The sequence below is a fragment of the Roseitalea porphyridii genome, assembly GCF_004331955.1.
Taxonomy (GTDB): Bacteria; Pseudomonadota; Alphaproteobacteria; order Rhizobiales; family Rhizobiaceae; genus Roseitalea; species Roseitalea porphyridii.
The window spans coordinates 1,805,789-1,826,968 of the sequence record NZ_CP036532.1 but is presented as its reverse complement, the minus strand read 5'-3'; the positions used below and the strand labels follow the sequence as shown (position 1 = coordinate 1,826,968).

Here is a 21,180-nt window from a genome sequence, read left to right as displayed (position 1 = left end):
ATCACACTCCGAGGGATTTCAGTTTCCGGTGCAGGGCGGAGCGCTCCATACCAATGAATTCGGCGGTACGCGAGATGTTTCCGCCAAAACGCGAGATCTGGGCGAGCAGATAGTCGCGCTCGAAGCGCTCGCGCGCCTCGCGCAGCGGCAGCGACATGATGTGCGTGTCGTCGGCGGTGGGCGCCTTGGGCAGGTTCTCGCTGAGTTCGGCCGGCAGCATGTCCGGCGTGATCATCCGGTCCTCTGGTTCGTCACGGGCAAGGATCAGCAGCCGTTCGACCGTATTGCGCAGCTGACGGATGTTGCCGGGCCAGGAATGCGCCTGCAGCACGGCCATCGCATCGTCGTCGATCATGCGCGGCCGGATGCCGGTCTGCGCGCTGATCTGGCGGACGAACCCGTCGACCAGCATGACGATGTCCTCGCGCCGGTCGGCGAGGCCGGGGACAGCGATCGGCACGACGGCGAGCCGGTTGAACAGATCGCGCCGGAAGCGGCGATGCGAGATCAGCGCCTCCAGATCGAAGGCGGTCGAGGAGATCACGCGCACGTCGACCTTGACCCGCCTTACGCCGCCGACCCGCTCGAACTCCTGCTCGACCAGCACGCGCAGGATCTTCGACTGGGTCTCCTGCGGCATGTCGGCGACCTCGTCGAGATAGAGGATGCCGCCATGGGCCTGTTCGAGCGCGCCGACCTTGCGCTCGGCGCCGTTGGCCTCGGTCCCGAAGAGTTCGATCTCCATCCGGCTGGGTGTGATCGCTGCCGCGTTGAGCGCGACGAACGGGCCGCTTGCGCGCTCGGAGGCGCTGTGGATGGCCCGCGCGACCAGTTCCTTGCCGCAACCGGTCGGCCCGGTGATCATCACGCGCGAATTGGTCGGCGCGATCCGGTCGATCTGCTGGCGCAGCGCGTTCATGGCCGGCGAGTTGCCGGTCAGCTCGGCCTGCCCGCCTGAATGGCGCTTGAGCGCGGCGACCTCGCGCTTGAGGGCGTGCGCCTCGAGCGCGCGCTCGGCGACCAGCACGAGACGGTCGGCCTTGAACGGCTTTTCGATGTAGTCGTACGCGCCGCGCTTGATCGCCGAGACGGCGGTCTCGATGTTGCCATGCCCCGAGATCATCACGATGGGAAGGCCGGGATGCATCTGCTGGATCGCGTCGAGCAGTTCGAGGCCGTCCATCCGACTGCCCTGCAGCCAGATGTCGAGGAAGATCAGGCGTGGCACGCGGTCGGCGATCGCGGCCAGCGCGGAGTCGCTGTCATGGGCTGTGCGCGTCTCGTGGCCCTCGTCGTCGAGAATGCCCGAGACGATATCGCGGATGTCGTCTTCATCGTCGATGACAAGGATGTCGGCTTTCATGAGGTGACCTCCGGACGTCCTTCCCGCGCGGCGGCCTGCGGCGCCGTGGCGGCTTGTTCGATGTCGCCGGCGTTTCCGGTGGGCGCATTCGCACGCAGCGGAAAGACGAGCCGCACCATGGCGCCGATGCCATCGTGGAAATCGGCCGGCGCATCGTGCAGTTCGAGCGCGCCGGCATGGTCCTCCATGACCTTGCGGACGATGGCAAGGCCGAGGCCCGTGCCCTTCTCGCGCGTGGTCATGTAGGGTTCGAGCAGCTTGGACCGGTTCTGCGCCGGCAGCCCCCTTCCGTTGTCGATCACATCGACATGGACGTGGCCACCGTCGGGCGTGCGGTAGCCGCGCACAAGGATATGACCGGCGAGTTCGGCATTGTCGTGACCGGCAAGCCGGGCCTCGATGGCTTCCGAGGCATTCTTGATGACATTGCCGATCGCCTGGCCAACAAGCCGGGCGTCGAAGGTGACGGGCAGCGGCTCGTCGGGCAGATCGCGCTCGACCGTGATCTCGTTGCGGCTGACCTCGACGAGGAACGCCGCCTCGCGGATCGTCTCGCGCAGGTCCTGGCTCGCCATGACCGGCTTGGGCATGCGCGCGAACGAGGAGAATTCGTCGACCATCCGGCCGATGTCGCCGACCTGCCGGATGATCGTGTCGGTGCACTGGTCGAACACTTCCCGGTCATCGGGATCGATCGCCTTGCCGTAGCGGCGCTTGATGCGCTCGGCCGACAGCTGGATCGGCGTCAGCGGATTCTTGATCTCGTGGGCGATGCGGCGGGCGACATCGGCCCAGGCGCTCGAGCGCTGCGCCTCGACCAGATCGGAGACGTCGTCGACGGTGACGACATGGGTCCGCGTCGGCGCCCCCTGCTGGCCGGCCGGCTGCCGGTCGAAATTGACCTGGATGTTGAGGACACGTTCGCGGCCGTCGCGATCGGTGAAGGCCACAGGCGCGCGATAGTCGGCCCGGCGCGACCGGATCGCCTGGACGAAGCCGGCGTGAACGGGCGGGGCCACGTCCTTCAGCGTCGCGCCGGTCTCGATCGGCCGGCCGCCGTTCAGGATCGTCGCCGCCGAGCGGTTGGCGACGCTGATGCGGCCGCGATCGTCGACGCCCAGCACCCCGGCCGAGACGCCCGAGAGCACGGCCTCGGAAAAGCGCCGGCGCTTGTCGATGACATCCTTGGCGCTCAGGATCTCGTCGCGCTGGCTCTTGAGCTGCCCGAGCATGCCGTTGAACGTCTCGCCCAGATGGGCGATGTCGCCGTCGGTGGCGCGCACCGGCACGCGCACCTCCAGATTGCCGCGACCGACCTCGTCGGAGGCGTTGATGAGCTGGCGGATCGGCCGGACGATCCGGTTGGCGACGGCGATACCGGTCCAGATCGCCGACAGCAGCAGGATCAGCGTCAGGCCGAAATAGAGCAGCGCGAAGGCGATCTGCACCGTGCCCTGGTTGGCTTCAAGGTTCTGGTATTCTGTGCGGTTCTGCTGCATAAGCCGCACGGCGTCGAGGGCGCCGGCGTCGACCGTGCGCAGCGTGTAGAGCAGCGCATCCTCGATCTCGCGAAGCTGGATGACGGCGCCGACGAGGTTGGTGCGTCCAGGCGGGATGATGACGGGCGTGCCGTCACCGGCGGCGGCGAGCGCATCGGCGGGCGGCAGCGGCAGCGGCCGGTCGACCTCGATGTCGGCGGAATGGATGACGCTGCCGTCGGGGCGGATCACCGAGGCGCCGAGCATGCCACGCCCGCGCGCCTGCTGCGTCAGCAGGAGCCGGAAGCCGTTGCGGTCCAGATTGAACAGCGTGCGGCGCTGATCGAGCGCGAAGGCCATGTTGATGGTCGAATCACGCAGATTGACCGCGGCCTCGTTGACGTAGGATTCGGCCACCTGGATCGAACTGTCGACGATGGTCTGCGTCCTGATCTCGAACCAGCGATCCAGTCCCAGATCGAGCGTGACCGCGGCGACGACGGCGACGACGATCGCCGGCGCGGCGGCGACGATCGAGAACATGCTCACGATGCGCAGATGCAGCCGGGACGCCGCCTTGCGGTCGCGGCGCGCCTGCCAGATGTTGCGCAGTTCGAGACCGATCAGCACCAGTAGCGCGGCCACGAACAGGCCGTTGATGACGATCGCCGTCAGCGTGACGCTGTTGTCGGGCTGGATCGGGGTCAGTCCGATCAGGATGACGAACGAGACGCTGGCGGTGACGAGCGCGGCGGCGACCACGGCGATCCCGCCGGCCGGGCCGATATGCCCGCCGCCAAGGGTTCGCGTCAGTAGCGAGCGGGGCGTGCCCTGCTCCATCGAAACCATGGTCGATCCCGCCTTGCGCCCCTTGAAACGTCCCGTGACGCCGTCACGGCCGCTTCAGGCCTTTGCGGCCAGCGTCGCATACCTGCAACACATTGTGGCAATATTGCAACGCACCGGGCGCTGACAAGGCGTTTCTTCGCACGGCGCGTGCGGGTCGGGTCAACCCTTGATCACGGTGACGCCCAGATCCTTGATCTTCTTGCGCAGCGTGTTGCGGTTCAGGCCGAGCACGTCGGCGGCGCGGATCTGGTTGCCGCGCGTCGCCGTCAGCGCCGCCATGATCAGCGGATACTCCATCTCGGCCAGCACACGATGATAGAGCCCCGGCGGCGGCAGCGCCTCGCCGAACGAGGCGAAGTAGCGCTGCATGTTGACCTCGACGGCCTGGGCGATCGACATGTCGCCGGCCGCGATCGCGCCCTGCGCCCCCTCGCCGCCGCCGCCCGCGCCCTCCGACGAGCGCAGTTCGCTGGCGACGATCTCGGCCGTGATCTCGTCCTGGGGATAGAGCGCGGCGAGGCGCCGGATCAGGTTCTCGAGTTCGCGCACATTGCCCGGCCAGTCATAGCGGCGCATGAGTTCGAGTGCGTCGGGCAGGATGCGCTTGGCTTCGAGGCCCTCGTCATGGACCTTGGCGAGGAAATGGCTGACCAGATCGCCGATGTCCTCGAGCCGCTCGCGCAGCGGCGGTATGCGCAGCGGCACGACGTTGAGGCGGTAGTAGAGGTCCTCGCGGAACAGCCCCTGGCTGATCAGCGCGCGCAGATCCTTGTTCGTGGCGGCGACGATCCGGACGTTCGTGCGGATCGGGGTGCGGCCGCCCACGGTCATGTATTCGCCCTGCTGCAACACGCGCAGAAGGCGTGTCTGCGCATCCATCGGCATGTCGCCGATCTCGTCGAGGAAGAGCGTGCCGTTCTCGGCCTGCTCGAAGCGGCCGGTCGAGCGGCTGGTGGCGCCGGTGAAGGCGCCCTTCTCGTGGCCGAACAGTTCCGACTCGATCAGGTCGCGCGGGATGGCGGCCATGTTGATGGCGACGAAGGGCCCGTTCTTGCGCTTGCCGTATTCGTGCAGCGCGCGCGCGACCAGTTCCTTGCCGGTACCCGACTCGCCGTTGATCAGCACGGTCAGATCGGACTGGATCATCCGGGCCAGCACCCGGTAGATGTCCTGCATGGCCGGTGACCGGCCCACCAGCGGCATCGCCTCGCCCGCATCGTCGGGCGAGACGCCGTCGCCCGACCCCTTGCGCTTGAGTTCGGTCAGCGACCGGCCGACGATGCCGGTCAGTTCGACCAGATCGAAGGGCTTGGGCAGATATTCGTAGGCGCCCTTCTCGGTCGCTCGGATCGCCGTCATGAAGGTGTTCTGGGCGCTCATGACGATGACCGGCAGGTCGGGCCGCAGTTTCTTCATGCGCGGCAGCAGGTCGAACAGGTTGTCGTCGGGCATGACGACGTCAGAGACGACCGCGTCGCCCTCCCCGGCCGCAACCCAGCGCCAGAGCGTCGCCGCGTTCGATGTCACGCGCACATCGTAGCCGGCGCGCGACAGGGCCTGGCTGACCACGGTGCGGATGGCGGCGTCGTCGTCGGCGACCAGCACCGTGCCGTTGCTCATGCGGTTTCCTCCGCCGTGTCGTGACCGGCGACGGCCTGCGGCGCCATGTGGGGTGGGGCCGCCGGCATCAGGATACGGAAGACCGTGCGACCGGGCACGCTGTCGCATTCGATCACGCCGCCATGATCGCCGACGATCTTGGCGACAAGGGCAAGGCCAAGGCCCGATCCGTTCTGCTTGGTCGTGATGAACGGGTCGAACATGTGCATCTGCATGTCCTCGGGCACGCCCGGGCCGTTGTCCTCGACCGAGAATTCGAGCGGCAGCGAGACGCGCTCGCTGGCGCCGGGAATCGAAAGGTGGATGCCGGGCCGGTAGGCTGTCTTGAGCTTGACGTGCGGCCGGTCGGCCTGGCCGCAGGCCTCTGCCGCGTTCTTGACCAGGTTGAGGAACACCTGGATGAGCTGATCCTGATTGCCGGCCACATAGGGCAGCGACGGGTCGTAATGCTGGGAGAAGCGCACATTTCGCGCGAAACCGGTTTTGGCAATTTTTTCAACGCGATCCAGCACGACGTGAATGTTGACCGCCTGGCGATCGACGGGGCGTTCGTCGGAGAAGACCTCCATCTTGTCGACAAGCTGGACGATGCGGTCGGTCTCGGCGCGGATGAGCTGCGTCAGCGCGCGATCCTCGTCGTTGGCCGACAGTTCGAGCAGTTGCGCCGCGCCCCTGATGCCGGACAGCGGGTTCTTGATCTCGTGGCCGAGCATGGCGGCAAGGCCCGTCACCGAACGGGCGGCACCGCGATGGGTCATCTGCCGGTCGAACTTGTCCGCCATGGACCGCTCGCGGAACACGATGACCATGGCGCCGGCCTCCTCGGGCACGGGTGTCACATGAATGTCGACGATCCGGTCGGGGCCGATGCGGGGCGAGGAAATGTCGACGCGGTACTCGTTGACCGGCGAACCCTCCTCGCGCACCTGGCCGATCAGCGCGATCAGCGGGCTCGAGAAAGGCAGGAAGTCGTCGATCCGGCGGCCTTCCAGATGGGTCGACGAGGACAGGAAGAAATACTCCGCCTCAAGATTGGCAAAACGGATCAGATTGTCCGCATCGAGCAGGATGACGGGATCGCGGATCGTGTTGAGCACCTGAAGAGCCCGCGACGATCCGTCGGTCTGCACGGGCGGCTTGCTCATGCGGCCAGGCTCCGTGGTGCAGTGGCGGCGGTCTCGAAGATGATCGCCAGCTTCTGCCGGACGATGTCGGGATCGCGCTCGCGCAGGATCGCGCCCTTGAAGGCCGGCAGGCCAACAAGATGGGCCGCATGCGCGTCGATGTACCAGCCCAGATGCTTGCGCGCGTGGCGCACGCCCATGTCGGCGCCGTAGTGTGCGAGCATCGCGTCGTAATGGTCAATCACATAGGCGGCGATGGCGTCGGCATCCGGGATCGTGTCGTCCGCCTCGCCGGCGATCTGTCCGGCGAGCCAGGGCCGGCCGCAGGCGGCGCGGCCGACCATCACCGCGTCGGCGCCCGAGGCGGCGAGCGCCGAGCGGGCGGAAGCCGGATCGGTGATGTCGCCATTGACGACGAGGGGCACCGTGATCGCCTCACGCACGGCGGCGACGGCGTGCCAGTCCGCCCTGCCCTCATAGAACTGCTGACGCGTGCGGCCATGCACGGTCATCATCCGGACGCCGGCCTGTTCGGCGCGGCGAGCCAGTTCGGGCGCGTTCACCGAGTCCCCGTCCCAGCCAAGCCGCATCTTGAGGGTCACCGGCACATCGACCGCCTTGACGGTCGCCTCGATCAGCGTCAGCGCATGGTCGAGGTCACGCATCAGCGCCGAACCAGACAGGCCGCCCGTCACCTTCCTGGCCGGGCAGCCCATGTTGATGTCGATGACGTCGGCGCCGGCGTCGACGGCAATGCGGGCGGCTTCGCCCATCCAGCGCGATTCGCGGCCGGCCAGTTGCAGCATGAATGGCCCCTGCCCGGCGTGGCGCATCGCCCGCTTGCGGCTTTCGGCATGCGCCTGGCAGAGTTCGCGGCTGGCAGTCATCTCGCTGACGACGAGCCCGGCTCCATGCCCATACGCCAGTCGGCGGAACGGCGCGTCCGAGATACCCGACATCGGCGCCAGAAACACGCGGTTGCGCAGCCGCACCGGGCCGATGTCGAGCGGCTGGCGCAGAGCGTCATGCGTCGGTGCTTGAGCGTTTTTTGGGCAAACGTTCATCGTGCCTAATCTTTATACAGAGTTGCGCGATTGCGCAATCATGCCGCTTTGATAAACCGGGCCGTTCCCGAAGGTCTTCATTCGATGTCCGCCGTTCCCGACATGCCCGCCCCGACCGCCGACCGCGCGCCCGTGATGGGGCTCGTGATCGTGGCCGCCGGACGTGGCGCGAGGGCGGGGCTCGACAGCGGTCCGAAGCAATATCACCGGCTCGCCGGCCGCGCCCTGATTGCCCGCACGCTCGATGCGTTTCAAGGCTTCGTTGCGCCGGCCGAGACCTGCATCGTCATCCATGCCGACGATGACGCCCTGCTGGCCGAGGCGATCGGCGCGGACCGGGCGTATCGGACCGTGCATGGCGGGGCGAGCCGGCAGGCCTCGGTGCGCGCAGGGCTCGAAGCGCTCGCCGCGACCGCACCCGGTATCACCCATGTGATGATCCACGATGCGGCCCGTCCCTTCGTTTCTCGAGCGCTGCTCGACGGTATCCACGCGGCGGCGACCGCCCATCCCCAAAGCGGCATCCTGCCGGTTCTGCCGATCGCCGAGACGATCAAGCGTGTCGAGAACGGCGCGGTCGGCGGAACCGTGCCACGCGACGGGCTGTTCACCGCCCAGACACCGCAGACCTTTCCGCTGGCCGCCATCACCGACGTACATCGACGGGCGGCGGCCGAGGATCGCGAGGATTTCACGGACGATGCCGCGCTCTTCGAATGGGCCGGCCTGCCGGTCATGACGACCGAGGGCGACAAGGCCAACGTCAAACTGACCTATGCGCAGGACTTTCACATGGCCGAACAGCAGCTTGCCGGAAACGCCGCCCCTGCCCTGCCCGACATCCGCACCGGCAACGGCTATGACGTGCACCGGTTCGGGCCAGGCGACCATGTCATGCTGTGCGGAGTCGCGATCCCGCACACGAAGACGCTCAGCGGGCATTCGGACGCCGATGTGGGCCTTCACGCGTTGACCGATGCGCTTCTGGCCACCTGCGGCGCGGGCGACATCGGTGATCATTTCCCGCCCTCCGATCCGCAATGGAAGGGCCAGGCATCGGCGCTGTTCCTCAAAGAGGCCGCGCGCATCGTGCGCGAAGCGGGCGGCACGATCCTGAACGCCGACGTCTCGCTGATCGCCGAGGCGCCCAAGATCGCCCCGCACCGTCTGGCGATGCGGGAGGTGCTTGCGCGCCTGCTCGGCATCGCCATCGAGCGCTGCTCGGTCAAGGCGACCACCAACGAACAGATGGGCTTCGTCGGGCGTGGCGAGGGCATTGCCGCGATCGCGACGGCGAGCGTCCTCTATGCACCGAAGGGAGAAACCGGATGACCGACCCCGTCGACGCGATTGCCGAACTCTCCGAAGCCATGGTGACGCTCTACGCCGAGCGCGGCATCCTGGCGGCGACGGCCGAAAGCTGCACCGGCGGCATGGTCGCCGCAGCGATCACCGATCATGACGGCGCCTCGCACGCGCTCGACCGGGGCTTCGTGACCTATTCGAACGCGGCGAAGCTGGCGATGCTGGGTGTCGACGGCGAAATGCTCGACACGGTCGGCGCGGTCTCGGGCGAGGTGGCCGGCGCGATGGCCGAAGGGGCACTTGCCCGGTCCGACGCGGACGTTGCCGTCTCGATCACAGGGATCGCCGGTCCCGGTGGCGGGTCCGACACCAAGCCGGTGGGCACGGTCTGGTTCGGCGCCGCCTCCGCGTTCGGCTCGACGCTGGTGCTCAAGCGCGAGTTCGAGGACAATGGGCGCGCCTTCATCCGCCAGATGAGCGTGATCACCGCCCTCGAACTGTTGCTGGAAATCGGCGGCAGCGCGCCTGAACGGTCCGCGGACGCCGAAGGCTCAGGCTGAGCTCGCCGAGCGCAGCGGCCGTCCATAGAGCTGGTCGGCGCGTTCCTCGAAGGCGGCCGAGAACTTGCGAAACGCGCGGTCGAACATGGCGCCCATGAGCCCGCCCAGCATGCGGCTCCTGAACTCGTAGTCGATGTGGAAATGCACGTCGCAGCACCCGTCGCCGCAATCGTCGAAACGCCAGAGATTGCTCAGATAGCGGAACGGCCCGTCCACATAGGAAACGTCGATCTCCAGTTCCCCGGGCTTGAGCACGACCTGGCTGGTGAAGGTCTCGCGGATCGCGCGGTAGCCGACAGTCATGTCCGCGATCAACAGCGTGCGTCCTTCCTTCTCGCGCCGTGACCGCACGGTCAGCGCCTCGCACAGCGGCACGAATTCGGGGTACTTCTCGACGTCCGCGACCAGATCGAACATGGCGCGGGCGGTGTGGTTGACCCGCCGTGTCGATGAGAACTGCGGCATCGTCTATTCGGCCGCCGCCAGCTTTCTGGCGCGGGCGGCGCGCAGCTTCTCGAAATCCTCGCCGGCATGGTGCGAGGAACGCGTCAGCGGGCTCGCCGAGACCATCAGGAACCCCTTCGAATAGGCCGCCGCCTCGTAGGATGCGAACTCGTCGGGGGTGACGTAGGCCATCACCTTGTGGTGCTTCTTGGTCGGCTGCAGGTACTGGCCGATCGTCAGGAAATCGACGTCGGCGGTGCGCAGATCGTCCATGAGCTGCAGCACCTCGTTGCGGCTTTCGCCGAGGCCGACCATGATGCCGGACTTGGTGAACATGGTCGGGTCAAGCTCCTTGACCCGCTGCAAGAGCCGGATCGAGTGGAAATAGCGCGCGCCGGGGCGCACCGTCAGGTAGTTCGAGGCGACCGTCTCCAGATTGTGGTTGAAGACGTCCGGCCGTGCCGCGACGACCATTTCGAGCGCACCGTCCTTGCGCAGGAAATCGGGGGTGAGCACCTCGACCGTCGTGCCGGGCGAACGGGCGCGGATGGCATGGATGACATCGACGAAGTGCTGCGCGCCGCCATCGTCGAGATCGTCACGGTCGACCGAGGTGATGACGACGTGGTTGAGACCCATCTGGGCGACGGCGTCGGCGACATTTTTCGGCTCGTCCGGGTCGATCGCACCGGGACGGCCGGTGGTGACGTTGCAGAAGGCGCAGGCGCGGGTACAGATTTCGCCCAGGATCATGAAGCTGGCGTGCTTCTTGTCCCAGCATTCGCCGATGTTCGGGCAGCCCGCCTCGCCGCACACCGTCACCAGATTGTGCGACTGCACGATGGCGTTGGTTTCGCGATAGCCCTTGGAGACGGGCGCGCGAACGCGGATCCAGTCCGGCTTGCGCAGGCCGGAGTCCTGATCCGGCCGGTGCGCCTTCTCGGGGTGGCGAAGCTTCGGCTTTGCGGTTGCGACCGTATCGACGACGGTGACCATGGCAGTGCTTTCGCTTTCCTTGTTTCGACCTACTCCGCCGGGGATACGTCCGTTTGCTCTTCCAACGTCAGCACCGTTCGATCTATGTAGGTGGGCAGTCGTGTTGTCTCGTCGATGATCGCCCTGCGAAGCTGATCAGCCGTCAGGTTCTTTGCACCGGTAAGATCGGCCCCCACCAGATTCGTCCCGGTCAGGTCGGCCCCTTCGAAGTCGCTGCCGACAAAGCGGGCATTCTGGAAATCGGCACCGGCAAAGTTTGCGTTCTTCAGAATCGCACCGCTCAGGCTGGTGCGGCGCAAGAAAGCCCCGCTCAGGTCGAGAGGTGGCAAGTTGTCGGGCCTCATGTGCGGCGGTCTTGCTCGCTGGGATGCAGCCATATCTCCACGAACTCCATGATTTCCTTGATATCGAGCGGTGGTTCGCTATCGCCATACTCGATTGCGTTTTCTCTCAGATGTGCTGCGAGCAGGCGGTGAACCGGCTTGGACAAATCCGGAAAATCCTCGGCAATCTGCTGCAATATATAGACCGCGCCGAGGCGGACTTCCAACCGTTCGTGGGCAAGTTGTCCGACAGCACGGTTGAAGAGCTCTGCGACGAAGTCACGACGAGCCAGTTCGGCTTGTCTGGTCGATGCTTCCGCCTGTCGGTTCGCCGCAAACACGCGCTTCCAGGCCAAGTAGGTTCCGACCAGTGCAACGACAGCCAGGGCCGCATTGCGCACCAGTTCGGAAAACTCGAGAACGGTCACGCGTTCAGAACCCGTCCATAGGCGTCGAGCACGCTCTCCTTCATCATCTCCGACAGGGTCGGATGGGGGAAGACCGTGTGCATCAGCTCTTCCTCGGTTGTCTCGAGGTTCATGGCGACGACGTAGCCCTGGATCAGTTCGGTCACCTCGGCGCCGACCATGTGGGCGCCGATGAGCTGGCCCGTCTCGGCGTCGAAGATCGTCTTGACCAGCCCCTGGTCCTCGCCGAGCGCGATCGCCTTGCCGTTGGCGCCGAACTGGAAGCGGCCGACGCGCACCTTCCGGCCGGCCTCTTTTGCCGCCTTCTCCGTCATGCCGACCGACGCGACCTGCGGGTGGCAATAGGTGCAGCCCGGAATGAGGCTGGTGTCGAGCGCATGCACGCCCGGCACGCCGGCGATCTTCTCGACGCAGATCACGCCCTCATGCTCGGCCTTGTGGGCGAGCATGGGCGGGCCGGCGACATCGCCGATCGCATAGACGCCCTCGACATTGGTGCGTCCGTAGCCGTCGGTGACGATCGTGCCGCGCTCGGTCTTCACGCCGACGGCCTCGAGCCCGATGTTCTCGATGTTGCCCTGAACGCCGACCGCCGAGATCAGCCGGTCGGCCTCGATCGGCGTCGACTTGCCGTCTTTGGTCTCGACATGGGCGACGACCGAATCGGCCTTCTTGTCGACCTTGGTCACCTTGGCGCCGGTCATGATCTTCAGGCCGTGCTTTTCGAGCTGCTTGCGGGCGAGCTTGGAGATTTCCTCGTCCTCGACCGGCATGATCTGGTCCATCAGTTCGACCACGGTCACGTCGACGCCCATCGAATTGTAGAAGCTGGCGAATTCGATGCCGATCGCGCCCGAGCCCATGACGACGAGCTTTTCGGGCATCTTCTGCGGCACCATCGCCTCGAAATAGGTCCAGATCAGCTTGCCGTCCGGCTCGATGCCCGGCAGCGCGCGCGGCCGGGCGCCGGTCGCGACGATGATGTGCTTGGCGGTGTACTCGCCCTCGCCCTTGACGCCCTTGGGCACCGGCGGCTGCGGCTCCATCGGCTTCTTGGTCGGCTTGGAAACACTGACCTTGCCGGTGCCGGCGAGTTTTGCCTCGCCCCATATCACGTCGACCTTGTTCTTCTTCATCAGGAAGCCGACACCGCCATTCAGGCGCAGCGAGACCTTGCGCGACCGGTCGACGACGGCACCGACTTCGGGCGTGACCTTTCCTTCAAGTTTAAGGCCGTAGTCCTTGATATGGCTTGCATAATTCATCACTTCGGCCGACCGCAGCAGAGCCTTGGTCGGAATGCAGCCCCAGTTCAGGCAGATGCCGCCCAGATGTTCGCGCTCGACGATCGCGGTCCTGAAGCCGAGCTGCGCCGCGCGGATGGCGGTCACATAACCACCCGGCCCCGAGCCGATGATGATCACGTCATAGGAATTGTCAGCCATTGTGCCTCTCTTCTTGTCCTTGGCGCTGCATCAGCAGCCATTGTGTCGTCGCCTGTCCCTTGCCGAACGGCACGAACGGTTCGCTGGCGGTCTGCTGGAAGGCCTCGCTCTCGTAAAGGCCGATGGCGCGCAGATTGTCGTCGGCGACGACCAGGCTCACCGGCCGGTCGCCAGCGAGCGCAATCTGGTCGCGCAGAAGGAGGCGCGCCGTGCCGCGCCGGCGGAACCGGGTGAAGACGGCAAGCGCGTCAAGCAGCCAGGTTCCCGCCGCGCGGGCGAAAAGGGCGAGCACGGGCCGCAGGACCGGGTCCGCCTCGGAAGGCGCCGGCACGTCGGAGGGCAGTGCGTAGCCGACCGCCATGCCGGCGGTCTCGCCGCCCTCGTCGGCGATCCGCGCGTTGCGCCAGTTGCAGGGCTGGCTGTCGTCGCGGTAGCGGTCGCGGCCCCACTCCAGCGCATCTGTCGCCCTGCCGCGCAGGACGGCGCCATGCCAGAGCCAAAGCGGCAGGCCGTGGCCCGCCACATTGTCGAGTATGGCAAGATCACTGCAGTCGGCGATGGCGGCGGAACGGATTTCCAAGCGCCCGGTCTCCTTGCAGGATGCCGGGCGGCGCGGGTCAGCCGGTCAGCATCGCGTAGATTTCGTCCTTGAGGCGCAGGCGCTTCTTGCGCATGTCCTCCATGTTGAAATCATCCGTGGGCTCGACATCCGTCTCGGCGCGGTGAATGGCCCGGTTGATCTCGTGATATTCGTCGAACAGCCGTGCGAAACGCGCGTTCGAGCCCTTCAGCTCGTGCATCTTGTCGACATGCTCGGGAAATTCCTCGGCCAGTTCGTGCGGCGTGTGCGCCATGGACATCGCTCCTTGGTCCGTGTTGGTCGCGCCACCCTATCGGCCGCTGCTCATGCCTCCTTGATCGGTGTCAATCGCGCCTCCAGCATCGACCGGACGACCGGCGCCAGAGCCCGGCCGATGGCCGCGGTGTTCTCGGCGTCCAGATGCACGCCATCGACCGGGGAAGCCTGCGCCACCGTTCCCGCATCGAAGAAACCGCAGCCGTTCTGATGCGCAAGCGCACGGTAGAGATCGGCCAGTTGCCGTGAATGCTCGACGCCACCAGCGAACATGGCCGCGGCCTCAGCGTCGTCGGTCCGCACGATCGGCGGGGGCGCGACCACCAGAATCTGCATCCGGTTCGCCGCCGTCCGATTTGAGATATGACTCGTTGCGATCTGGACCAGCCGCCGCATGCCTTGCGTCGCCGCGATGGCCGTACCGGCGACATGCGGCTTCATGTCGTTCGTGCCGAGCATCAGGATGAGCAGGTCGACGGGCACATGCGTTGCCAGAAGCGTCGGCAGAAGGCGCGCGCCGTTGCGGTCACAGTCGCCGGTATCGTCATCATAGGCGGTCGTGCGTCCGCATAATCCCTCGGCAATAACACTGGTGCCCTCGCCGAGCTCCGTGGCCAGCACGTCCGGCCACCGGCCGTCTTGCGGATGCCGTCCGTCGCTGCTGGGGTCGGCCCCCCAGGTCAGGGAGTCGCCATAGGCGAGGATGGTTCTCGGTTCCGTGGCGGCCATCTCAGGGCTCGCTCGGAAACGGCGTGACCGTGTTTTCGGCAACTGACAGGATCATGTCTGCGGGTTGGGCCATGCAAATCTCCTGATCGCGTCGTCGGGTCGTCCGGAAGAACCCGGCCGGCCGGCTTGTCACGTGCCACCTCAGACCAGCATCCCCATCGGGTTCTCGATATAGCCCTTGAAGGCGGCGAGCAGTTCGGCGCCGAGCGCCCCGTCGACGCAGCGATGGTCGGTCGACAGCGTCACGCTCATCATGGTGGCGATGGCGAGCGCGCCGTCCCTGACGACGGGCCGTTGTTCGCCCGCGCCGACCGCCAGGATCGTGGCGTGCGGCGGGTTGATGACGGCGGAAAAATCCTTCACGCGCATCATGCCCATGTTGGAGACCGAGGTCGTGCCGCCCTGATACTCCTCCGGCTTGAGCTTGCGCTCGCGGGCGCGCTTGCCCAGATCCTTCATCTCGCCGGAAATCGCCGACAGCGTCTTTTCCTCGGCGCGGCGCACGATCGGCGTAATCAGCCCGCCGGGGATGGAGACGGCGACGCCCACATCGGCATGCTTGTGGTGCACCATCGCCTCGTCGGTCCAAGAGACGTTGGCATCGGGCACGTCGCGCAGCGCCAGCGCCAGGGCCTTGATGATCATGTCGTTGACCGACAGCTTGTAGGCGGGCTTGTCGTCCTTGACCGGCGCGGCCTTGTTGAGTTGCGAGCGCAGGGCGAGCAGTGCGTCCAGATCGCAGTCGACCGTGACGTAGAAATGCGGGATCGTCTGCTTGGATTCGGTCAGGCGCTTGGCGATCGTCTTGCGCATGCCGTCATGCTTGACGAGTTCGTACGAACCCTCGGCGAAGTTCGCCAGCACCTGCTGCGAGCTCGGGCCGGCGGCGATCGGCGCGGGGGCCGCGGCCATGCCAGGCGCCTCGGCGGCAGGGGCTTCGGCAGCAGCGGGCACGCCCTTTTCGAGCGCCGCCTCGACATCGCGCTTGACGATCCGACCTTTCGGGCCGGACCCGGTGATGGCGGTGATGTCGATGCCTTCATTGCCGGCGATCCGGCGCGCCAGCGGCGAAGCGAACACGCGCTCGCCGTTCTTGCGCGGCACCGGACCCGCCTTCACGTCATCGGGTATGTCCGCGCCGCTCTTCGATACCGACCGCGGCGGTGTCTCCGGCTGCGGTTTGGCCGCGCCGTTTCCGCCGGATGTCGCTTCCGCCGTCTCGCCCTTGGGCGGCGAATCGTCCTGCGCCGCCGCTTCGGAGGATGCGGATGCGCCGTCAGACGGTCCGGCCCTGGCGGCTTCGCCCACATCCTCGCCCTCTTCGGCGAGGATGGCGATCGGCGCATTGACCTTGACGCCCTCGGTGCCCTCTTCGATCAGGATCTTTGCAACCGTGCCCTCGTCGACGGCCTCGACCTCCATGGTCGCCTTGTCGGTCTCGATCTCGGCGATGACGTCACCCGCCGCGATCTGGTCGCCCTCCTTGACCAGCCATTTGGCGAGGTTGCCCTCCTCCATGGTCGGCGAAAGCGCGGGCATCGTGATGGTGATTGGCATGGGCGTCAGTCTCCCGCCGGTTCGTCGGGTTTGCGTGTGTCGTGATGCGGGTCGCCGCCCGTCTTTGGTTGGTCGAACGGAAACAGCGACATCAGAGGAAAGGATATGGCATCGAACGGCTCGAGGCTGACCTGTTCGTCGCCGGCAGCGGTGCCGTTCAGCAACCAGCGGCCTTCCACCAGCCCGAATGCCTCGAGCAGTTGGGCGTCGGGGTCGAGAAGCCACAGATAGGCCACGCCCGCCTCGCCATAAATTCGGCGCTTGGCCGTGCGATCGTAATATTCGGTTGACGGCGAGATGATTTCGCAAACCCAGTCGGGCGGTGTCTCGATCCAGTTGGTCTCGGGCAGTTCAGTCAAGCGTTCACGCCGCCAGCCGGCGATGTCGGGCACGACGAGTTGTCCGACCAGTGAAAGCTCCGGTTCGGTCAGAAAAATCCACCCGCCGGGACCACCCTCGCCGAAGTCGAACCGATCGCCAAGCTTGCCCGTAAGGACTGCATGAGCGCGCGCATGCCTTGGCCTTGGTCGCGGATGGGTGACCAGGGCGCCGTCGATGATCTCGGCCACCATGTCGGGTGGCGCGGCGAGCACGTCGGCGTAGGTCGCGCGTCTGTGCGCCAGATCGGTCATTGGCGGGCGGGGCTCTTGTTAGCGCGCGGGCAGCATATCATGGCGTCAATCAATCCGCGTAAGCGACGGTCTTGACCGCCTCGACGACCTCGGCGACGCTCGGCAGGGCGAGCTTCTCGAGGTTGGCCGCATACGGCATCGGCACGTCCTTGCCGGCGATGGTGATCGGCGGCGCGTCGAGATAGTCGAAGGCGGCGCGCGTGACCTGGTTGGCGATGTAGTCGCCGACCGAATTCTGCGGGAAACCCTCCTCGACCGTGACGAGACGGCCCGTCTTCCTGACGCTTTCGATCACGGCCGGAAGGTCCATCGGACGCAGCGTGCGCAGATCGATGATCTCGCAATCAATGCCCTGGCCGGCCAGTTCCTCGGCCGCCTTGACCGCATAGGTCATGCCGATGCCGAACGAGACGATCGTGCAGTCGCTGCCGGTGCGGTGAATGCGCGCCTTGCCGATCGGCAGGATGAAATCGTCGAGCTTGGGCACGTCGAACGTCTGCCCGTAGAGAATCTCGTTTTCGAGGAAGATGACCGGATTGGGGTCGCGGATCGCCGCCCTGAGCAAGCCCTTGGCGTCGGCCGCCGTATAGGGCTGGATGACCTTCAGCCCCGGAATGTGGCTGTACCAAGCCGCATAGCACTGCGAATGCTGGGCGGCGACGCGGGCGGCGGCGCCGTTTGGCCCGCGGAACACCATCGGCGCGCCCATCTGCCCGCCCGACATATAGAGCGTCTTGGCGGCCGAATTGACGATCTGGTCGATCGCCTGCATGGCGAAGTTGAACGTCATGAACTCGACGATGGGCCTGAGGCCCGTCATCGCCGCGCCGACGCCGACGCCGGCGAACCCGTGCTCGGTGATCGGCGTGTCGACCACGCGCTTGGCGCCGAACTCGTCGAGCAGGCCCTGCGTGATCTTGTAGGCGCCTTGGTATTCGGCGACCTCCTCGCCCATCACGAAGACCGTCTCGTCGGCGCGCATCTCTTCGGCCATCGCGTCGCGCAAGGCCTCGCGCACCGTCGTCGGCACCATTTCGGTGCCCTCGGGCACTTCCGGGTCGGCCGGCATGGGCTGGGTCTCGGCCTTCGGCACGGCGGCGGGCGACGGTGTGTCCTCCTGCGCCTGGGCGGCCGGTTCGCTGGCGGGCGCCTGCTGCCGGGCGGCACCGGCACCGCCGTTGCGGCCCGACGCGTCGATATCGTCGGCGCTCTCGCCCTCTTCGAGCAGCACTGCGATGGGCGTGTTGACCTTGACGCCCTCGGTGCCCTCGGCAACCAGGATCTTGCCGAGCGTTCCCTCGTCGACCGCCTCGACCTCCATGGTCGCCTTGTCGGTCTCGATCTCGGCGATCACGTCACCGGCGGTGACCTCGTCGCCCTCCTGCTTGAGCCATTTGGCGAGGTTGCCCTCTTCCATGGTCGGCGACAGGGCCGGCATCAAAATGTCGATTGGCATGAAATGGCCCTCAGGCTTCGATCAGAATGTCGGTGTAGAGCTCGGAAACATCGGGCTCGGGATCGTTCTGGGCGAAATCGGCCGCCTCGGCGATGATCGCGCGGACATCCTTGTCGATCGCCTTGAGTTCGTCCTCGTCGGCCCATTTCTTCTCGATGACGCGCGCCTTGACCTGCTCGATCGGATCGCGCTCGGAGCGCATCTTCTGCACCTCGTCCTTGGTGCGGTATTTCGCCGGGTCCGACATGGAGTGGCCGCGATAGCGATAGGTCAGCATCTCGAGGATGATCGGCCCCTCGCCCGAGCGCGCATGCTCGAGCGCAAGATCGGCGGCGGACTTGACCGCACGCACATCCATGCCGTCGACCTGGAAGCCGGGGATCTTGAAGGACAGGCCGCGATGGGAAAAGTCGGTCTCGGCCGAAGAGCGGGCGACGGACGTGCCCATCGCATAGCGGTTGTTCTCGATGATGTAGACGACCGGCAGCTTCCACAGCGAGGCCATGTTGAAGCTCTCGTAGACCTGGCCCTGGTTTGCCGCGCCGTCGCCGAAATAGGTGCAGCAGACCTTGCCGTTCTCGCGATACTGGTTGGCGAACGCGATGCCGGTGCCGAGCGGCACGTTGGCGCCGACGATGCCATGGCCGCCGTAGAAGTTCTTCTCCTTGGAGAACATGTGCATCGAGCCGCCCTTGCCCTTGGAGTAGCCTCCGCGGCGGCCGGTCAGTTCGGCCATGACGCCCTTCGATTCCATGCCCATGGCGAGCATGTGGCCGTGGTCGCGATAGGTGGTGATGGTCTGGTCGCCATCCTCCATCGCCATGGTGACGCCCGTGACCACCGCCTCCTGGCCGATATAGAGATGGCAGAAGCCGCCGATGAAGCCCATGCCGTAGAGCTGGCCGGCCTTTTCCTCGAACCGCCGGATCAGCAGCATGTCGCGGTAGGCCTTGAGTTCGTCTTCCTTTTCGAACTCGGCGGGCTCGGGGGCCTCGATGGCACTCTTGGTCGTCCCCGCCTTGGATTTGGACGGGGACTTGCGCGCGCGTGTCGCCATGGCGTTTCGTCCCTTTTGCGTTTGGCGCACTGTACTGTGCAAACCAGCGACATCAAGCCGCCAATTCGCATAGGATTTATGTCAGTAAGGCTATAGGAACGCTCGAAAAAAGCACAATTAACTGATCTCAAGTTAATTCCTGCGCTGCAGCAATTCTTCAAGGTCGCGCGTCGCCGCATCCGAATTGTGAAGCAGGATCACCTCGTTGGCCTGAACCAGCCCGAGCGCGAGCCGCGATTGCTCGTCGATCATGTCGCGCTGCAGCGATCCGTCGCTCAGCGCAAGCGTCCGCGTTTCAAGGCGTGCCCGTTCGGCGCTCAGCGCGGCAAGGTCCGATTCGAGCCCCGCCAGGCGCGCCTCATATTCCTGCTTGGATTGCAGGCCGAGATTGCCGTTGATGCCGTGAAAGCCGTAATAGCCGAGCGCGACGATCGCGATTGCCGGAATGACGGCATGGCGAAACGGCGATCTCTTGTACTGGCGCGTCCACATCGACCCGGAACCGTATTGGCGTGCGGATCATGCTTAGGCCGGTTTTGGTTAAGCGGGCCCTAAGGGCCCGTCGCCGGCGAGAACCGACCGGTCAGGGCAGGATCGACATGCCCGCGTAGCGGCCGAGATCGCCCAGTTCCTCCTCGATGCGGATGAGCTGGTTGTATTTTGCCAGCCGGTCCGAGCGGGCGAGCGAGCCGGTCTTGATCTGCCCGCAATTGGTGGCGACCGCGAGATCGGCGATCGTTGCGTCCTCGGTCTCGCCGGACCGGTGCGACATGACCGCCGTGTAACCGGCCTTGTGCGCCATCTCGACCGCCCGCAGCGTCTCGGTCAGCGTTCCGATCTGGTTGACCTTGATCAGGATGGAGTTGGCGATGCCCTTGTCGATGCCCTCGGCCAGCCGGGCCGTGTTGGTCACGAACAGGTCGTCGCCGACGAGCTGGCAGATCTCGCCGACCTCATCGGTCAGCGCCTCCCAGCCGTCCCAGTCGTCCTCATGCATGCCGTCCTCGATCGAGATGATCGGATAGGCCTCGACGAGGCTCTTGAGATAGGCGGCCTGCTCGCTGGCGCTGCGCGTGACGCCCTCGCCCTCATAGGCATAGGCACCGTCCTTGAAGAACTCCGAGGCGGCGCAGTCGAGCGCGATGTGCATGTCCTCGCCGGGTTTGTAGCCGGCCTCGGAAATCGCCTCCATGATGAAGTCGAGCGCGGCCTGGGCGCTTTTCAGGTTCGGCGCGAAGCCGCCCTCGTCGCCGATGCCCGTGCTGTGGCCGGCCGCGGTCAGCTTCTTCTTGAGCGTGTGGAAGGTCTCGGTGCCCATGCGCACGGCGTCGAACAGGGTCGCCGCGCCGGTCGGCATGATCATGAATTCCTGGAAGTCGATCGGATTGTCGGCGTGGGCGCCGCCATTGATGATGTTCATCATCGGCACGGGCAGCATGTGGGCGTTGGTCCCGCCGACATAGCGGTAGAGCGGCAGTCCGGCCGATTGCGCGGCGGCCTTGGCGACGGCCAGCGAGACGCCCAGAATTGCGTTGGCGCCGAGCTTGCCCTTGTTGTCGGTGCCGTCGAGATCGATCATCACCGCGTCGATCTTGGCCTGATCGGCCGCGTCCATGCCGCCGACGGCGTCGAAGATCGCGCCGTTGACGTTGTCGACGGCCTTCTGGACACCCTTGCCCATGAAGGCGTCGCCGCCGTCGCGCAGCTCGACCGCCTCGTGAACGCCCGTCGAGGCTCCGGACGGCACGGCCGCGCGGCCGAAGGCGCCATCCTCGAGCAGCACGTCGACCTCGACGGTCGGATTGCCGCGGCTGTCGATGATCTGCCGGCCGATGATGTCGATGATCGCGCTCATGAAGGATGGTCCCCGGTGTTATGGTCTGCGATGGCCGAC

Annotated in this window: 21 protein-coding genes; 2 read left to right on the top strand and 19 right to left on the bottom strand. The window is 66.0% G+C overall.

Annotation, left to right across the window (positions count from 1 at the left end; genetic code table 11):
* Nucleotide 1: 1 nt before the first annotated feature.
* The 5 genes from ntrX to dusB form a co-directional block, all read right to left on the bottom strand.
* Nucleotides 2–1,363 carry a nitrogen assimilation response regulator NtrX gene (ntrX, locus tag E0E05_RS08940; protein ID WP_131616390.1) on the bottom strand — a complete coding sequence of 454 codons (1,362 nt, stop codon included), beginning with the start codon at nt 1,361–1,363 and terminating at the stop codon, nt 2–4.
* Nucleotides 1,360–3,690, bottom strand: coding sequence for a sensor histidine kinase (locus tag E0E05_RS08935; protein ID WP_210215688.1), 2,331 nt, complete (start codon nt 3,688–3,690; stop codon nt 1,360–1,362). The genes ntrX and E0E05_RS08935 overlap by 4 nt, the downstream gene beginning before the upstream one ends.
* 159 nt (nt 3,691–3,849) lie before the next feature.
* Nucleotides 3,850–5,310 carry a nitrogen regulation protein NR(I) gene (ntrC, locus tag E0E05_RS08930; protein ID WP_131616389.1) on the bottom strand — a complete coding sequence of 487 codons (1,461 nt, stop codon included), beginning with the start codon at nt 5,308–5,310 and terminating at the stop codon, nt 3,850–3,852.
* Nucleotides 5,307–6,455, bottom strand: a complete 1,149-nt coding sequence (locus tag E0E05_RS08925) for a two-component system sensor histidine kinase NtrB (RefSeq protein ID WP_131616388.1) — start codon at nt 6,453–6,455, stop codon at nt 5,307–5,309. The genes ntrC and E0E05_RS08925 overlap by 4 nt, the downstream gene beginning before the upstream one ends.
* Entirely contained in the window at nt 6,452–7,498 is a 1,047-nt protein-coding gene (gene dusB / locus E0E05_RS08920) for a tRNA dihydrouridine synthase DusB (RefSeq protein ID WP_131616387.1), read from the bottom strand. Before dusB ends, E0E05_RS08925 begins: the two co-directional genes overlap by 4 nt.
* 84 nt (nt 7,499–7,582) lie before the next feature.
* Between dusB and E0E05_RS08915 the strand changes: the two genes are divergently transcribed.
* Together E0E05_RS08915 and E0E05_RS08910 are read left to right on the top strand one after the other, a co-directional pair.
* Complete coding sequence (locus E0E05_RS08915) at nt 7,583–8,830, top strand: bifunctional 2-C-methyl-D-erythritol 4-phosphate cytidylyltransferase/2-C-methyl-D-erythritol 2,4-cyclodiphosphate synthase (RefSeq protein WP_244597644.1); 1,248 nt, start codon at nt 7,583–7,585, stop codon at nt 8,828–8,830.
* Nucleotides 8,827–9,363 carry a CinA family protein gene (locus E0E05_RS08910; protein WP_131616386.1) on the top strand — a complete coding sequence of 179 codons (537 nt, stop codon included), beginning with the start codon at nt 8,827–8,829 and terminating at the stop codon, nt 9,361–9,363. Before E0E05_RS08915 ends, E0E05_RS08910 begins: the two co-directional genes overlap by 4 nt.
* On the opposite strand, the gene E0E05_RS08905 is transcribed toward E0E05_RS08910, so the two are convergent.
* From E0E05_RS08905 to eno, 14 genes are all read right to left on the bottom strand, one after another.
* The gene (locus E0E05_RS08905; protein ID WP_131616385.1) at nt 9,355–9,828 is read right to left on the bottom strand and encodes a type II toxin-antitoxin system RatA family toxin; all 474 of its coding nucleotides are present in this window, start codon (nt 9,826–9,828) and stop codon (nt 9,355–9,357) included. The two genes, E0E05_RS08910 and E0E05_RS08905, sit on opposite strands and share 9 nt — an antisense overlap.
* A gap of 3 nt (nt 9,829–9,831) precedes the next feature.
* Nucleotides 9,832–10,803: a lipoyl synthase gene (gene lipA, locus E0E05_RS08900; protein WP_131616384.1), complete on the bottom strand. Its 972-nt coding sequence runs from the start codon at nt 10,801–10,803 to the stop codon at nt 9,832–9,834.
* A gap of 29 nt (nt 10,804–10,832) precedes the next feature.
* Nucleotides 10,833–11,147 carry a pentapeptide repeat-containing protein gene (locus E0E05_RS08895; RefSeq protein ID WP_131616383.1) on the bottom strand — a complete coding sequence of 105 codons (315 nt, stop codon included), beginning with the start codon at nt 11,145–11,147 and terminating at the stop codon, nt 10,833–10,835.
* Nucleotides 11,144–11,554: a hypothetical protein gene (locus E0E05_RS08890; RefSeq protein WP_244597643.1), complete on the bottom strand. Its 411-nt coding sequence runs from the start codon at nt 11,552–11,554 to the stop codon at nt 11,144–11,146. Before E0E05_RS08890 ends, E0E05_RS08895 begins: the two co-directional genes overlap by 4 nt.
* Nucleotides 11,551–12,999, bottom strand: coding sequence for a dihydrolipoyl dehydrogenase (lpdA, locus tag E0E05_RS08885; RefSeq protein WP_131616382.1), 1,449 nt, complete (start codon nt 12,997–12,999; stop codon nt 11,551–11,553). Before lpdA ends, E0E05_RS08890 begins: the two co-directional genes overlap by 4 nt.
* Nucleotides 12,992–13,579 carry a GNAT family N-acetyltransferase gene (locus E0E05_RS08880; RefSeq protein ID WP_131616381.1) on the bottom strand — a complete coding sequence of 196 codons (588 nt, stop codon included), beginning with the start codon at nt 13,577–13,579 and terminating at the stop codon, nt 12,992–12,994. The genes lpdA and E0E05_RS08880 overlap by 8 nt, the downstream gene beginning before the upstream one ends.
* Before the next feature lie 37 nt (nt 13,580–13,616).
* Nucleotides 13,617–13,853: an HP1242/YdcH family protein gene (locus E0E05_RS08875; RefSeq protein ID WP_131616380.1), complete on the bottom strand. Its 237-nt coding sequence runs from the start codon at nt 13,851–13,853 to the stop codon at nt 13,617–13,619.
* Between the two features lie 50 nt (nt 13,854–13,903).
* Nucleotides 13,904–14,584 carry an SGNH/GDSL hydrolase family protein gene (locus tag E0E05_RS08870; protein ID WP_131616379.1) on the bottom strand — a complete coding sequence of 227 codons (681 nt, stop codon included), beginning with the start codon at nt 14,582–14,584 and terminating at the stop codon, nt 13,904–13,906.
* Nucleotides 14,585–14,725: 141 nt separating this feature from the next.
* Nucleotides 14,726–16,141 (bottom strand): pyruvate dehydrogenase complex dihydrolipoamide acetyltransferase, encoded by a 1,416-nt coding sequence (locus E0E05_RS08865; protein ID WP_131616378.1) that lies wholly within the window; start codon nt 16,139–16,141, stop codon nt 14,726–14,728.
* 5 nt (nt 16,142–16,146) lie between these two features.
* Nucleotides 16,147–16,713, bottom strand: a complete 567-nt coding sequence (locus tag E0E05_RS08860; RefSeq protein WP_244597641.1) for a Uma2 family endonuclease — start codon at nt 16,711–16,713, stop codon at nt 16,147–16,149.
* Between the two features lie 109 nt (nt 16,714–16,822).
* Entirely contained in the window at nt 16,823–18,229 is a 1,407-nt protein-coding gene (locus tag E0E05_RS08855) for a pyruvate dehydrogenase complex E1 component subunit beta (protein WP_131616376.1), read from the bottom strand.
* A gap of 10 nt (nt 18,230–18,239) precedes the next feature.
* A complete protein-coding gene (gene pdhA, locus E0E05_RS08850) occupies nt 18,240–19,286 on the bottom strand; it encodes a pyruvate dehydrogenase (acetyl-transferring) E1 component subunit alpha (protein ID WP_131616375.1) in 1,047 nt (348 codons plus the stop codon).
* 132 nt (nt 19,287–19,418) lie between these two features.
* Nucleotides 19,419–19,778: an FtsB family cell division protein gene (locus E0E05_RS08845; protein ID WP_131616374.1), complete on the bottom strand. Its 360-nt coding sequence runs from the start codon at nt 19,776–19,778 to the stop codon at nt 19,419–19,421.
* Between the two features lie 91 nt (nt 19,779–19,869).
* On the bottom strand, nt 19,870–21,141 hold the full coding sequence (gene eno / locus E0E05_RS08840; RefSeq protein ID WP_131616373.1) for a phosphopyruvate hydratase: 1,272 nt from the start codon (nt 21,139–21,141) through the stop codon (nt 19,870–19,872).
* Nucleotides 21,142–21,180: the final 39 nt, after the last annotated feature.

Bases quoted from the DNA above. Each gene is read 5' to 3' on its own strand.
- ntrX (WP_131616390.1), bottom strand. From the start codon at position 1,363: ATGAAAGCCGACATCCTTGTCATCGACGATGAAGACGACATCCGCGAT.
- E0E05_RS08935 (WP_210215688.1), bottom strand. From the start codon at position 3,690: ATGGTTTCGATGGAGCAGGGCACGCCCCGCTCGCTACTGACGCGAACC.
- ntrC (WP_131616389.1), bottom strand. From the start codon at position 5,310: ATGAGCAACGGCACGGTGCTGGTCGCCGACGACGACGCCGCCATCCGC.
- E0E05_RS08925 (WP_131616388.1), bottom strand. From the start codon at position 6,455: ATGAGCAAGCCGCCCGTGCAGACCGACGGATCGTCGCGGGCTCTTCAG.
- dusB (WP_131616387.1), bottom strand. From the start codon at position 7,498: ATGAACGTTTGCCCAAAAAACGCTCAAGCACCGACGCATGACGCTCTG.
- E0E05_RS08915 (WP_244597644.1), top strand. From the start codon at position 7,583: ATGTCCGCCGTTCCCGACATGCCCGCCCCGACCGCCGACCGCGCGCCC.
- E0E05_RS08910 (WP_131616386.1), top strand. From the start codon at position 8,827: ATGACCGACCCCGTCGACGCGATTGCCGAACTCTCCGAAGCCATGGTG.
- E0E05_RS08905 (WP_131616385.1), bottom strand. From the start codon at position 9,828: ATGCCGCAGTTCTCATCGACACGGCGGGTCAACCACACCGCCCGCGCC.
- lipA (WP_131616384.1), bottom strand. From the start codon at position 10,803: ATGGTCACCGTCGTCGATACGGTCGCAACCGCAAAGCCGAAGCTTCGC.
- E0E05_RS08895 (WP_131616383.1), bottom strand. From the start codon at position 11,147: ATGAGGCCCGACAACTTGCCACCTCTCGACCTGAGCGGGGCTTTCTTG.
- lpdA (WP_131616382.1), bottom strand. From the start codon at position 12,999: ATGGCTGACAATTCCTATGACGTGATCATCATCGGCTCGGGGCCGGGT.
- E0E05_RS08875 (WP_131616380.1), bottom strand. From the start codon at position 13,853: ATGGCGCACACGCCGCACGAACTGGCCGAGGAATTTCCCGAGCATGTC.
- E0E05_RS08870 (WP_131616379.1), bottom strand. From the start codon at position 14,584: ATGGCCGCCACGGAACCGAGAACCATCCTCGCCTATGGCGACTCCCTG.
- E0E05_RS08865 (WP_131616378.1), bottom strand. From the start codon at position 16,141: ATGCCAATCACCATCACGATGCCCGCGCTTTCGCCGACCATGGAGGAG.
- E0E05_RS08860 (WP_244597641.1), bottom strand. From the start codon at position 16,713: ATGGTGGCCGAGATCATCGACGGCGCCCTGGTCACCCATCCGCGACCA.
- E0E05_RS08855 (WP_131616376.1), bottom strand. From the start codon at position 18,229: ATGCCAATCGACATTTTGATGCCGGCCCTGTCGCCGACCATGGAAGAG.
- pdhA (WP_131616375.1), bottom strand. From the start codon at position 19,286: ATGGCGACACGCGCGCGCAAGTCCCCGTCCAAATCCAAGGCGGGGACG.
- E0E05_RS08845 (WP_131616374.1), bottom strand. From the start codon at position 19,778: ATGTGGACGCGCCAGTACAAGAGATCGCCGTTTCGCCATGCCGTCATT.
- eno (WP_131616373.1), bottom strand. From the start codon at position 21,141: ATGAGCGCGATCATCGACATCATCGGCCGGCAGATCATCGACAGCCGC.